We start from the raw sequence: 11,745 nt of genomic DNA, 5'->3' as shown, positions 1-11,745 counted from the left end.
GGAACGAGAGTTTGAAGTCGAGATCGAAGTTGATGCTCAATTCGCGGGCGCGGTGATAGGTCTGACGCGACGACTCATCCTCGAGCGAGACAGGCTCAGTCCACTACCGGGCGAAGCCAGACACGCCGGGTCCGTCTTGTGGAGCGACGAAACCCCACTGAGACTCACTGGGGCGGAGGCCATGTTCCCTACAGAGGTCGTCGACTTCGAGCTCTTCGGTATCGACAAGGGTGCCAGCTGGCATCTCAGGATGCCGGCGAGTCCCGATGAGCCCGCGATGGGGGCGCTGCTTCTTCTCCTGAACCCGCTCGACAAGAAACTCGTGGCGGCAGTGCAGAAAGAAAAGAACCACACCGATGAGCAACTGGCCCTGGTGCAGGAGATGGAGGAGGGCATCGTCGACGAGATCGTTCGATGGGCTCTTGCTCGGTGGGATGAGCTCGAGGATTGCGACAGCGAGTCCTTCGGCGCCGCGGCCGGCGCGCTCACCAGCCGAGTTCTGGACGAGCCGACAGCCTGGACACCCGAAGTTGTCGTGGCAGCGTCAATGGATCTGCGAAGTTCGATCATCGCAGGTGCTCGGTCGATTGGGTTCGGACGGAGGATCGCATGACCGAGCTGTGGCCGCGGCTGAGTACCGGCGTCGGTGTTATCGGATATCGCAAGCTGGAAGGGATCTCCCCTGACGAGTTGGCGGGCGCGGCACGAAACAAGCATCCGCAGATGACCTATGCGGCGAGCGGAGGCCACCGTATCGGCGAGAGCGGGGTCGCGAAGTTGGCCGAGGCGATTCGGTCGACAGCCGCAGAGTATGGCTACCCGGCTGAGGTCGGCAGCGCGGACCACATCGCATTCGACCGTGCAGCGGCCGAACAGATGCATCAGTTGATGGATATCACCGCAGTCGAAGCCGGGAACAGGGGAGTGTGGACGTTCCTCGCCGTCGTTGCGATGCCAGACGTGACACGTTGGCGATTCAGCGGTGACAATCTCGAGCGCTGGATCGCGACAGACTTGACTCGCCACATGTTTTCGCGTCTGTGGTGGCAGGCCGCGACGTTCGGTGTCAAAAATGGAGAATCGTATGATTATTCGCTCTTGCGGCGGCTGACAGAAAGCGATCTGAACCAGATCACGGAACGCCGATTCATCGCCGGCGTCACGCCACTTGCACGATCGATCGCTCGAGTGCTTACCGAAGGGTCTCAAGAGGGTGGACGCCGCCAAGCGCTACGGGGCGCTACGCCGCGTCTGCGTCGACTGATGGCGTTCATCGACTTTTCCGTTTTGACGGACGATCAGTTGGACGACAGGGTTCGGGCGTTGCTCCACGAGGCGGCGTCACGTAAACCCTCGGTTGGGATCAGTGGGTCTTGAGTGGCAAGTCAGCCCGTATCACCGTACGCATCTTCCCGGGCTCGAATCCAGGGTGAGCGGAACTTTGACTGAGCCGACAACCGTGCGTTCAGGTTCGTTCCACAACACTCACTGCGCGGCGAATGGCGCTTTCGAAATCTTCGCGGTTGCGCTTCTGATTGATACCAGGTGGGGATGGGGATGCGCCCAGAATGACCTCGACGTCAGGACGACGACGCAGAAACCTGGACTCCCACCCCTTCTGAGCTGGATTGCCAAGCAGAAGAACCACTGTGAGCTTCGGTAAGAGTTCGAGAACTCGCATCGTATACGGACGCGCACGTTCCAATTCGGCTCGCGAAGGGTTCTTCCCCTCGGTCGGGAACGGACAGATATTCCACCCCGCGCATTTGTCGCGAGCGAGGCCCAGCCGGTTGCAAGTACGGAACAAGAACTCAGCACCGGAGTCGTCGTTGTCGAAGCTCTGAAGTTCACCCGCTTGCTGTCTGAGCTCGCGTCACCCTCCAGCGCTTTCAGGACAAAAAGGACTTCTGCATCGAGACCACCGAAGGTCGGGTCGTTGTAGGCAAGATTCTCGACGCCCACATCGCGGCCGATCTCGTCGATGAGATCGTTGATTGGTCGAACATGGGGGAGCCTGATCGCCGACGCACGCTGGGAGCGCAGGCGGTCGTTCTTGAGAGCCCGCGGCGCCTTTGAAACGTCCATCAACACTCCTCGGTGGTAATTATCAACTTTTGCCAGGTGTTCGTATCCGAGACAGGCCCACGCATTCGACTAGCCTATGACGCTACGTGCCCAGTGCCTCAACGGAATATCTAATGCGGAATGGCTCGCTAGGGCCGCCCCACCTCGTCGCAAAGCGGTCCGGTGATGTACCCCTGCTCACAACCGAACTGCGCTTGGAGTTCGCCGCTGGTGGGGTCCTCACCGCACGCCATTCCGCAGCGCTCGAATCCGCTGATGACTCCGTCACCGTTCTGATCCTGGCTGCCGGTCGGTGGAACATACGTGTCGCACGATGGCTCGTAACCGGTTGTTCCGTCCGAGTAGATTGCGGTGCCCGACTGGTAAAGCGACGGGTCACCACACTCGAAGGTGATCGGCGCGGGCGGTGGCGGCTCCACTGTGAGCGGTGGCGGCGCGGCGATCGAAGGGCTTAATGAAGTGGCCGGGTCCGACGTGAGCGCTTCCTCTGATGAAGATGTGGCTGCAGAGCTGTCTGATGGTGTGTCGGATTCGTCTGCAGATGTATTGCAACCGACGAGAACCAGTGCGCAAAAGGCAACCGCTGCGACCGAACGAGTGAACGTACGCATGTCCACCAACTAGAGCTCGTGAGCTCGGACGTGCCACCTTCTCATCGCAAACCTTTCAAATAGCTAACGATATAACTTTAGCTAACAGGACTTTACGCTCCACGGACTTGCACTTCGGTTGGATTGGCATTTTGTGTTCGAAGGATCCGCGAACTGCACCATCCTTCGATCCTGGGCGATACGGTGAGAGCGCAATGAACCAGCAGGACTATCTCGAGCGCTACCTCGCGGCCCGCACCTACCGCCGCGAGGAAGTACTCGCGAAACCGTATCCCGTTCCCCCTGAGCCGGGTGTCTACGGCTGGTGGTTCAAGGCCTTGCCCGCAGACATCGACGTCTCGAACTGCATCCACCGTGACGACGGCCTCGTGCTGCTTTATGCCGGGATCAGTCCGAGCAAACCGTCTTCGACTGGAGTGGCCAGCAAGCAGAACATCCGGCGGCGGATCAAACTGCACTACGCAGGGGACGCCTCGGTGTCCACGCTGCGAAAGTCACTGGGATGCTTGTTGTCCGAAGAGTTGGGTTTACAACTCAGACGATTCGGTCCCAGTGAACGAATGAAGTTCGGCGACGGCGAAGATCGGCTGTCGGAGTGGATGGCCCACAACGCACTTGTCTCGTGGATCATCCACCCCGCACCTTGGCTCCTGGAGGACCAGCTGATCGAGACCGTCGATCTACCGCTGAACATCGATGGCGCGAGCGGCCCTTTCCGGCCAACCCTGCGCGCTACCCGCAGAGCGGCCGTCGCGACGGCAAACGAGCTACCGGTTATCGCTCAGTGAGGCCGGAGACCAGCCACGCAGGCCGAGTCGGCGCCGGCTCGATCAGCACGCGCTCGTCTCACCGATCTTCACCACGGACAACACCGCATCACCTTCGGAGATTGCCACTCCGGGTTCCGGAGACTGGCTCACAACGACCCAGTTGCTGTCGTTCACCTGCATGCGGCCCTCGCCGGTAGCGTCCTCACTCCGGGAGTAGAAGACCCCATTGTCCTGGATGAGATTCTGCGCGGCCTGAAGATTCATGCACACGACCGCCGGCATGATGCCGCCCGCGGGTGGTGCAGACGTGGTTGTCGGTGCGACCGGCGCCGGTGCTGCTGTCTCGGCGGTGGTGGTTGCCGTCGGCTGAACGGTCACGGTGCTCGGCGCGACGGTGACCGTCGAGGCCGATGACGTGGTCGTGGTGGTGGCTTCCTTGTCGTCCGAGCAGCCGGCCACTCCGGCGACCCCGAGCAGTAGGACGGCCGCACCAATACCGCTGACCATCCACGACCGCCTGGCCTTCCGGTGCGGTCGCCGAGTCGGCTGATCAGCATTCGAATCGTGAGACGGTGACGGCGATTGTGGTGTGTTCATAGGACAACTCTCTGTTTGGGAAGAAGCTGAAGGGGTGCACAGGCGCCGCGATACGGCGCGTTAGACGCGGTGCGCCGAGATATGTTCGTGGGTAACCCATGTCGCGGATCGAGATTCGATGCCCGAAAGGTATAGCACGCAAGCCCGACAGCGCAGTGGCAAATGTTTGACAATGCCGCAGACACCCATGTGGTCTGATCATGCGATAGGCGCCATGCCGTGAGCGCTATAGCGTTTACCTCATGCCTCGCAGCTCGCCGCACGTCGCTGCTGTACGGTACCTGAAGGTGGCGACGACTCTCGAGGCGACGATCCCGTCAAGCGCGACCGAGATTGCCTCCACCGGCGAAGGGGTTGAACTCGATGGAAACTGCGCAGACACCGAGTTCCTGATGCCGAATGCTCAGTGGAATGCCTATGTGGCGCAGTACTTCACCGCCGGTGCACTGCGGCCGCGGTACGGGTGCTGAAAGTCATGCAGCGGTGAAAGAACAATCTGCGACGATATCGACTACGTCCACGGGCAGAGCAGCTTCGAAGCGTCCGACCAGATCGCCGACGGGGAGGCGAGCTACACGAGGACTCTTGCCATGGTCCAGCACTGTAAGCCGGACTGACTCGGATCTCTTGGCGGGCGATCCGGTAGAAACAAGACGACGGTGCCTCGATGTCGTCGCCGGGCCGACTCTGTCTACCGGACCTCATCCAACCGACTTGTCAGCACCACCAACCGCAACGCCTCCCGCAGGCTCTTCACCGTCGCCGACCACGCCTTTTCCTCGTGCTCGCAGGCAGCCGCTTCTTCCTCGTCTTCGCGGGAGAGCGCGTCGTAGATAGGACTGCGCCAGGACAATTCCTGCTCCTCGCTCACCCGCAGGTACTGGAGGATGTCGTCCCGATCGAAGTTGCAGATCGTCGCGATCTCGTGCGGCGACAGGGGACCGTGGTCGGTGTCGTCGAGCTGCAAGATGACCATCAGGCCGGCCGGTAACCCTCCGTCTGTCACCTCGACGTCCGGAGTGGCCTGAGCGACGACCTTCGCGACCTCACTCGACCCTTCGGTGAGGAAGTCGAACCACTTGATCAGCGTCGACCGCAGTACCGCATCGGTGAAGACCGTCGCGTCCATCCTGATCGACACCCGGACGTGGCTCTCGTGCAGGACGAACCTGATGTCTGGCCACGTGGACGAGAACGTCATGAGTGCCGCGCTGGCTATCGCCGAGTCCTGCACGTCGACAGGGAGATTGGCGAACATCTCAAGGACCGGATCCGCAGCGTCAACGCATAGCCACGACGTCTCCTCGTTGACGGTGAAGATGATGTCCCCGTCGTCGTCCTTGGTGGGCGCGGACCCGGTCATCCGCTCGACCGCATCATCGACCAGCGCACGCAGATGCGACTGGCCTGTCGGCTGAACAGCGACGATAGGCGTGGACGGGGGTGACTCGTGGACCGTGAGCAGGAAGGTCGGGTGCACCACCTGCCACAGCTCCCGCATCACCGTCGTGGCGGCGTTCACGACGAGTTCGATCTCGTCGCGCGGACGCTCCACGACACATTCGTCCTCGCAGATGGAATCCCACTCGAGTTCCATCAGTAACGAGAGCTCGGCGCCGTCGAGTTCCCGATTCTGCCCGAGCAGGGTCGGACCGAGTACGCACCGCACCTCATCGTCATCGGTGACCGTGAACAGGGCAGCAGGCCCGCTGCCGTCCAGGGCGGCGTTCGCCGCACTCACCCGCACCGTGTCCGAGGCCTGCAGTCCGGTCAGCCGGGTCGCCAGCTCATCACGGAATGCTGCCCATCCATCGGCAGCGGAAGCGTCGAAGTCGAAGATGTTGGACATCAGGCACCTCCCTCTCTGTTGTCTGTAGGGAAAGGGTAGCGAGGGGGTCTGACAGTGATGGGCCATCAACTGCGTCGCTCGACCATGCGTTCGAAAACACATGCGTGTAGGTAAAATCGACACTCGCGCAACGGATTTCATTGGCACACCCCCTAGCTAAGTTCGTCTCGTTGCTGACGGCCACTTCCCGGCTGTCGACGAAGAAGAGATCGGATCCGTGATGTACACAATGGACGAGACAGCCCGGGCCACCAGGCCGACGTTGAGCGAGCGAGAGGTCGAGGTCCTGCGGACCTGGCTGATCTGCGACACCAAAGAGGAGGCCGGCCGCGCACTGTTCATCGGTGCCGCGACGGTCAGCACCCACATCGCCCGTATCCGCGGCAAGTACGACGCCGCGGGCCGTCCGGCCAACACCAAGGCCGCGCTGCTAGCGCGGGCTCTGCAGGACGGTTTGATCACCGTCGATGAGCTCTGACAACGTCGACGGCTGTCGAGAATTGGGAAGGCACCCTTCCGCCGGTCGCCAGCGGACGGTTTGATGCGTAGCTTGACGGTAGTGGGTCAGCGCCCGGTTGTGCCCGCTGCGTAGACGATGTTGGGGTCAATCTTGTTTGCGGCCAACAGACGTTTGGCGGCATCCATCCTGATTGCTTGGTGTGGACCGGGTCCCACATGCAAGCGGTTGATCGGACCCCAAACGTTTGCTCCCGATGCCACTTCGCTTGCCGGTGTACCGATGATCGCCAGATTGCGATACGGAACTAATCCGATGGAGCCGGAGCGAAACTCGGTTCTTTCGGATTCGTTAGCTTCGAACAGTATTCGCCACTCTTGTTCTTGGGTGGCACTTTCCGGTCGGAGGCATGCAGCGACCTCCGCCAGGCACGTTTCGTATTCTTCGGGATTGTCTACAGCGTGGTGGTCCGTGTCCAACAACTTCTTCACGATCGCTCTCGCAGCCTTGCGGACGGCTCCGTTGCCGTAGTGGACTGCTCGCAATCGGAAGTTCACGTGGTCGTCCGAAGTGTCAGGTTCTAGACGGTACGCGTCAAAGCGCGAAGGATTGATTGGTCGGTTTAAGACTATGGTTCGGTGTCCCAGGAGCGACACGTCGAACCCGATCGCGTACCTGCCTCCAGTGGCTGGTAAGCCTCGCCATTTGGCCGCCGAGTCGCCATCGACGGAAAACCGAGCGGCGTACGTAGAGCTGCGCGCGCCACTATCTTCAGCCGGACGATCCAATTGGCGAGTAAGGGAGTTGAGCAGTTGCTGGACATGCATCGATGACGCGTCGTGGATGCGATCAATCTCTTCGAGGAGCAAAGTCCGAGCATTCCGGTATTCAGTGCCATTGCCTAGGAAACCGACATCAGTTGCGCGAAGCATTAAAGCGCGCGAAAGATCCCAATGGGGCGTCCGGTACGGGGTGAAGTCAGGTCTGTCGACGATGCCCAGTAGCCCCGAAGCGGTCGTGTAGTGGTACAGGAGGTCGGGTGCGTCCGGTTCGTGTAGGTCTAAGTACATGGGGAGTGATTCCTCGTCGTCCAGCGGATGATCACCACCGACCTTATGCCCTGCGCGTGTCTCGGGTGACTGCAGAGATGGGAGATGCCGACCTGAATTGAACGGGTTCTCTGCTCTCCGTCACGACCCGTGCGAATCGTCGGGTTCGTGGCCGACTTTAAGATCAGTAATTACTTTGTCTGTTACTCAGAACGCTCCTGCCAAGGGATATCGATCGTTCGGCCCGCCTGCAATCGGCGGGGTTCTGCAAGTCGGGTTCAACGTCAGCCAAGGCCGGTGTCGCCGTCGAAGACCGGATCGACGACGGACTGTGCTACGGAAATGTCCTGCAGGCACTTGACACCTTATAAGGGATCTGTTTCGCTATGCGAAATCGAGCTGTTGGGATGGGATGGCTCGCGTTCGTTGGTCTGCCCGACCCGCACACCGAGCGTGTCTACGTCGAGAAGGCACGTATTCTCGACGTCGGGCGGACGCTTTGATGAACCGCTGACGGCGTTGGGCGATTACGGAAAATGGTCGCGGACACCCAAGGGTTGGTGGGCAAGGATTCTCGGCTGAAGCGCGGCAATGACTCCCAAATTAGCAAGCGAACAGTTCTGCTGACTATCGACGACTCGAACACGAGGTATGCGCCATCACTGACCTGCACAAGGCGGACAGCATGCGCGCTACAACGGCGGAGTCGGTGTTGTCACCAGCGTCTACCTTCGACCCTGGAGTCGCTGACGGCAACACTGACGGTCGCCGAATTTCAGTCGTACTGAGAACCAATAACAGGAATCGGGTAGGCCGAAAGGTCGCAGTCGTCCTGTTGCTGAGTCGACACCTGTGAAAGAGAGAACAAGCGAATGAATCAGAAGTACTGGGATGACCTACTTGCCGAAGGCCGAGCGCTGACTCGCGTCGCCGAGGGAGAGGCCAGAGTCCTGAAGATACCGGTGCACTCAGAAGATCGAGCGGCCATTCGTAAGCTGGCCGAAGCGTATCGGTCGTCGGTGCGCGACAATCGTGATCGCAACCCGGATCGGCTCGAGCACAGGCTGCAGGATGTGGTTGATGCCTACCGCTGGACGTATCCTTACGCGTCTCGGTGTGTAGGGCCCCGGGGAATACTGCGGTGACAGTGCACCGTGATGAGGTTGCGACTAGAGGGAAACGTCAACTACGAATGTCGCAACCTAGCCGATCTGCCGGCGGCGAACCTGTTCACGGCCTCCAACACCGAGCGATCATTGGCATGAGGGCTTTTTGTGCCAAATCGCGCATGGCCACGAGGGTGCGCGCGCAATCGCAAGATTCACGCAATCTGAAGCTAAGGAAGGTTTCGCCAGGGGCTGATCTCGGAGATGCTTTGGCTTGCTACCACTCGTCCCACTCCGGCAGACCGGGCGGATACCCACGAATGCCTTCGTCGTTTGGTGTCTCCCGGCTGACCGTCCTTGATGCGATTCCGGGCCATTGCATCACGAGAATCGTACAAGTCATCCCTGAGACCACCATCTTCAAGCACCACCTGAGCTTCCCGGATCAGGTAACTGCGCTTTGTGACAGTTTGATGACCCATCCAGGAGCCTTCGTATATCGTGCAAACGGGTCGAGCGTTGGCGGCAGCGCATCGAGAGCGTCGCGGATGAGTTGGGCGCGCAACTCGTCTTCGACGTTTTCCGATGAGTACGGCTCGACCCGAAACAGTTCAGCCGCTCATCAAACAGGCGCGTAGGTGAACAACGGACAGAGGGTTTCGCGCATACGTTCCTAGTAGGCGCCCCTGGTGACTTGCCGGTGCGCGCGACTGCGCACATATGCGTACACAAGGTTGCGCAGCATCGCTCCGTCTTTGTCCACCGTGCTCCGTCAATCTGGCAACATCTTGCTGAAGGCCTCCCTGACCTGCGTTGGCGCTAGTGTCCCAGGCTGCTATGACAACGGTTTCCCTCCACACCCGACACCGGGCCGCCGAAGTTGAGCAAGCCCCGCGTCGATGCCGCCTTCGCGAGCTTTTCTCGCTTACGTTGATGTTCTACGTCAGAAACCGCCGCCGATAGGCAGCCGGTGTCAGCCCGAAGCCGTTGCGGAACGTCTCGATGAACGAACTAGTCGTCCGGTACCCGACGCCAGCTGCGACCTCTTCGACGGCGAGCCCTTGCTTCAACAGCGTGAGCGAGTGATTGAGCCGAGCTCTGTTGCGCCACTTACCCAGTGACGATCCCGTCTCAGCGATGAAGGTCCGTGCGAGAGTCCTCGGACTGATCTGAACGAACTCCGCCAGTTCGACGAGAGTCCGCTGATCGGCCGGATTGGCCAGCAGCTCGTCGGCGACGATTGCCGCTCGACCGTCGCGCGGCATCGCGAGAGTGTCCTCGCGAACCTCCGAGGTCGCGATGAGTTCGGTCAGCAGCTCACGGGTCTTCCGTCGCTCAGCGCGCGGGCGCTCTAGATCGCGGAGGTGCTGAACCAGCGTGCCCATCAGTGAGCTGGCGGCGACCACATGGGGTTCGAGGAACCGGTCGCCGGGCGGCCGGAGTGGCGTATCGGCGAACAGACACATCAGTTCACCGTCGCCGAGAAGCGTGGCCTCATGCGTTACCTGCGCAGGGATCCAGGCCATATGTCCGTGATGCAGGCTCAGATTGCGTCCACCGAAGCGCACATCGAGTCGTCCCTCGCGGGCCCACATGAGCTCGTCGGTATCGTGACGATGCGGCTCGAAGTGCAGCCCGACGTCGCAGGCGTCCCGCGTCACGAAAAAATCTTCGATTGACCCATTTGCGGTATCTGTATCGACCGACGCGGTATTCGCCGCCAATCGATACGGATTTTCGGTCATCGCCGTGTCCATTTACCCGTCCTGGTGGCTCGTTTGCCGCATTCTTCTGCGCCGGAAGTTAGGTTAGCCTCAGGCACTGAGCCGGGCAACAGTGCCGCCTCTGAAGCGATGAGGAGTCAAAAGTGTTCAGCACCCGCAGGGGGCCCGGCCGCACAGTCGCAGCGATCATCGTCGCTGGGCTGTTTGCGCTCGCCGGATGTAGTTCGTCCAGCGATGACACTGCCAGTGCCTCGGAAGCGAACGACGGAACGTTCCCCGTTGTCGTCGAGCACTCGATGGGCGAAACCACCGTGCCGCAGCGGCCGGAACGGATCGTCGCACTCGGAGCCGGAACCGCTGGTGAGATCTTGTACGCACTCGGTGTGGAACCTGTTGGCCTCGAGACGTTTCCTGGCTTCGGTGCGGCGAATGAGGACGGTGTGCAGTCGTGGGTCGAACCCCTCCTCGACACGAACGTCACGACCCTGCTTCCGTCTGGTGCCAAGGGCATCGAGAAGGTCGCGGCGCTCGACCCCGACCTGATCCTGCTCACCTACGGCGAGCTCGACGAGGCCACGTACAAGCAATTGAGTCAGATCGCGCCGACCATCGCGTCGCCGCAGGGCCAGTGGGAACTGGACTGGCGGCTCGAACTCGAAACCATCGCCAAGGCAATCGGTATGACCGACGAAGCGGTGGCGCTGGAAGCCGAGCTGACCAGTGGCATCAAGCAAGTCAAGGCAGATCACCCCGAGCTGGACGGCGTCAACTACACGTTCGTCGAGGTCCATGACGCCGGATTGTGGCCGTACCTGACTGCTGATCCGCGCAATCAGCTGATCCAGGAACTCGGGCTGGTGTCGTCACCGGGTGTCGTGGCGCTGGATAAGAGCACTGACGGCGCCTTCATCGGTGACATCTCGCTCGAGCGTGCCGGCGAGATCGACGCCGACGTCATCATCGCCTACCCGTCCACGGGTGACGCGCAGTCGTTGTACTCGGTACCGGTCTTCAAAGATCTCAGTGCCGTGCGCCGCGGATCGGTCGCCTTCTACGGCCAGGAACAGGACATCGTCTTCCTGGCGTCGTTGCAGCCGTCACCATTGACCATTCCGATCTCGCTCGAACGAGTGGCAACCGACGTTTCGGCTGCGCTGACGTCGGGATCGCCGAAGTAGCGGGGTCCTGGAGCTGATCGTCCGTAAGCTAACCTCTCGGGGAGTTGCCGCCCATCTTGCGCAACCCGTTGCCCACTTACGACGTCCATCGCGGGCGGCATGAACACAATACGATGCGCCGGAAGTTTGCAGCGCCGCCACCGTCACGTGCGCGGAGGGTTAGCAGTGATCGGCGATCGACCACGTTCGCTCGATCGTACGTCTAAAACGAAACGCCTGGGAGGAAGATCGTCGCTCAGGGACGGAGCTGATTGTCGTACCCCCTCGCTACGCTCTCCTCATTGGCTGATGGCACCTCCCGGTCGTCACAGAAGAATAG

General features: G+C 60.8%; 12 protein-coding genes. 7 read left to right on the top strand and 5 right to left on the bottom strand.

Annotated elements, in window-relative coordinates:
* Positions 1 to 181: 181 nt before the first annotated feature.
* Together DFR67_RS30195 and DFR67_RS07260 are read left to right on the top strand one after the other, a co-directional pair.
* Complete coding sequence (locus DFR67_RS30195) at positions 182 to 613, top strand: hypothetical protein (RefSeq protein WP_146240395.1); 432 nt, start codon at positions 182 to 184, stop codon at positions 611 to 613.
* Entirely contained in the window at positions 610 to 1,377 is a 768-nt protein-coding gene (locus tag DFR67_RS07260) for a DUF6339 family protein (RefSeq protein ID WP_110468697.1), read from the top strand. Before DFR67_RS30195 ends, DFR67_RS07260 begins: the two co-directional genes overlap by 4 nt.
* An 88-nt stretch (positions 1,378 to 1,465) precedes the next feature.
* Here the strand turns inward: DFR67_RS07260 and DFR67_RS31565 are convergent, their stop codons facing one another.
* On the bottom strand, positions 1,466 to 1,807 hold the full coding sequence (locus DFR67_RS31565) for a uracil-DNA glycosylase family protein (protein ID WP_110468696.1): 342 nt from the start codon (positions 1,805 to 1,807) through the stop codon (positions 1,466 to 1,468).
* Positions 1,808 to 2,475: 668 nt separating this feature from the next.
* Between DFR67_RS31565 and DFR67_RS30430 the strand changes: the two genes are divergently transcribed.
* Both DFR67_RS30430 and DFR67_RS07245 read left to right on the top strand, forming a co-directional pair.
* Positions 2,476 to 2,709 carry a hypothetical protein gene (locus tag DFR67_RS30430; protein WP_158539918.1) on the top strand — a complete coding sequence of 78 codons (234 nt, stop codon included), beginning with the start codon at positions 2,476 to 2,478 and terminating at the stop codon, positions 2,707 to 2,709.
* A 181-nt stretch (positions 2,710 to 2,890) separates the two neighbouring features.
* On the top strand, positions 2,891 to 3,484 hold the full coding sequence (locus DFR67_RS07245; RefSeq protein WP_110468695.1) for a GIY-YIG nuclease family protein: 594 nt from the start codon (positions 2,891 to 2,893) through the stop codon (positions 3,482 to 3,484).
* 42 nt (positions 3,485 to 3,526) lie between these two features.
* On the opposite strand, the gene DFR67_RS07240 is transcribed toward DFR67_RS07245, so the two are convergent.
* Complete coding sequence (locus DFR67_RS07240) at positions 3,527 to 3,973, bottom strand: PASTA domain-containing protein (RefSeq protein ID WP_211324958.1); 447 nt, start codon at positions 3,971 to 3,973, stop codon at positions 3,527 to 3,529.
* A gap of 332 nt (positions 3,974 to 4,305) precedes the next feature.
* Between DFR67_RS07240 and DFR67_RS07235 the strand changes: the two genes are divergently transcribed.
* A complete protein-coding gene (locus tag DFR67_RS07235) occupies positions 4,306 to 4,533 on the top strand; it encodes a hypothetical protein (protein WP_146240394.1) in 228 nt (75 codons plus the stop codon).
* Between the two features lie 221 nt (positions 4,534 to 4,754).
* Here DFR67_RS07235 and DFR67_RS07230 read toward each other — a convergent pair whose 3' ends face one another.
* Positions 4,755 to 5,912: a T3SS (YopN, CesT) and YbjN peptide-binding chaperone 1 gene (locus DFR67_RS07230; protein ID WP_110468693.1), complete on the bottom strand. Its 1,158-nt coding sequence runs from the start codon at positions 5,910 to 5,912 to the stop codon at positions 4,755 to 4,757.
* Positions 5,913 to 6,132: 220 nt separating this feature from the next.
* Between DFR67_RS07230 and DFR67_RS07225 the strand changes: the two genes are divergently transcribed.
* Positions 6,133 to 6,390: a LuxR C-terminal-related transcriptional regulator gene (locus DFR67_RS07225; protein ID WP_084838768.1), complete on the top strand. Its 258-nt coding sequence runs from the start codon at positions 6,133 to 6,135 to the stop codon at positions 6,388 to 6,390.
* 86 nt (positions 6,391 to 6,476) lie between these two features.
* Here DFR67_RS07225 and DFR67_RS30190 read toward each other — a convergent pair whose 3' ends face one another.
* A complete protein-coding gene (locus tag DFR67_RS30190) occupies positions 6,477 to 7,439 on the bottom strand; it encodes a hypothetical protein (protein WP_146240393.1) in 963 nt (320 codons plus the stop codon).
* 2,023 nt (positions 7,440 to 9,462) lie between these two features.
* Positions 9,463 to 10,185, bottom strand: coding sequence for an AraC family transcriptional regulator (locus DFR67_RS07210; RefSeq protein WP_158539917.1), 723 nt, complete (start codon positions 10,183 to 10,185; stop codon positions 9,463 to 9,465).
* 206 nt (positions 10,186 to 10,391) lie between these two features.
* Between DFR67_RS07210 and DFR67_RS07205 the strand changes: the two genes are divergently transcribed.
* Positions 10,392 to 11,426 (top strand): ABC transporter substrate-binding protein, encoded by a 1,035-nt coding sequence (locus DFR67_RS07205; protein WP_110468689.1) that lies wholly within the window; start codon positions 10,392 to 10,394, stop codon positions 11,424 to 11,426.
* Positions 11,427 to 11,745: the final 319 nt, after the last annotated feature.

Source organism: Williamsia limnetica (assembly GCF_003217475.1).
GTDB classification, from domain to species: domain Bacteria; phylum Actinomycetota; class Actinomycetes; order Mycobacteriales; family Mycobacteriaceae; genus Williamsia; species Williamsia limnetica.
This window is presented reverse-complemented; position numbering and strand designations above follow the sequence as displayed.

Bases quoted from the DNA above. Each gene is read 5' to 3' on its own strand.
- DFR67_RS30195 (WP_146240395.1), top strand. From the start codon at position 182: ATGTTCCCTACAGAGGTCGTCGACTTCGAGCTCTTCGGTATCGACAAG.
- DFR67_RS07260 (WP_110468697.1), top strand. From the start codon at position 610: ATGACCGAGCTGTGGCCGCGGCTGAGTACCGGCGTCGGTGTTATCGGA.
- DFR67_RS07245 (WP_110468695.1), top strand. From the start codon at position 2,891: ATGAACCAGCAGGACTATCTCGAGCGCTACCTCGCGGCCCGCACCTAC.
- DFR67_RS07240 (WP_211324958.1), bottom strand. From the start codon at position 3,973: ATGGTCAGCGGTATTGGTGCGGCCGTCCTACTGCTCGGGGTCGCCGGA.
- DFR67_RS07235 (WP_146240394.1), top strand. From the start codon at position 4,306: ATGCCTCGCAGCTCGCCGCACGTCGCTGCTGTACGGTACCTGAAGGTG.
- DFR67_RS07230 (WP_110468693.1), bottom strand. From the start codon at position 5,912: ATGTCCAACATCTTCGACTTCGACGCTTCCGCTGCCGATGGATGGGCA.
- DFR67_RS07225 (WP_084838768.1), top strand. From the start codon at position 6,133: ATGTACACAATGGACGAGACAGCCCGGGCCACCAGGCCGACGTTGAGC.
- DFR67_RS30190 (WP_146240393.1), bottom strand. From the start codon at position 7,439: ATGTACTTAGACCTACACGAACCGGACGCACCCGACCTCCTGTACCAC.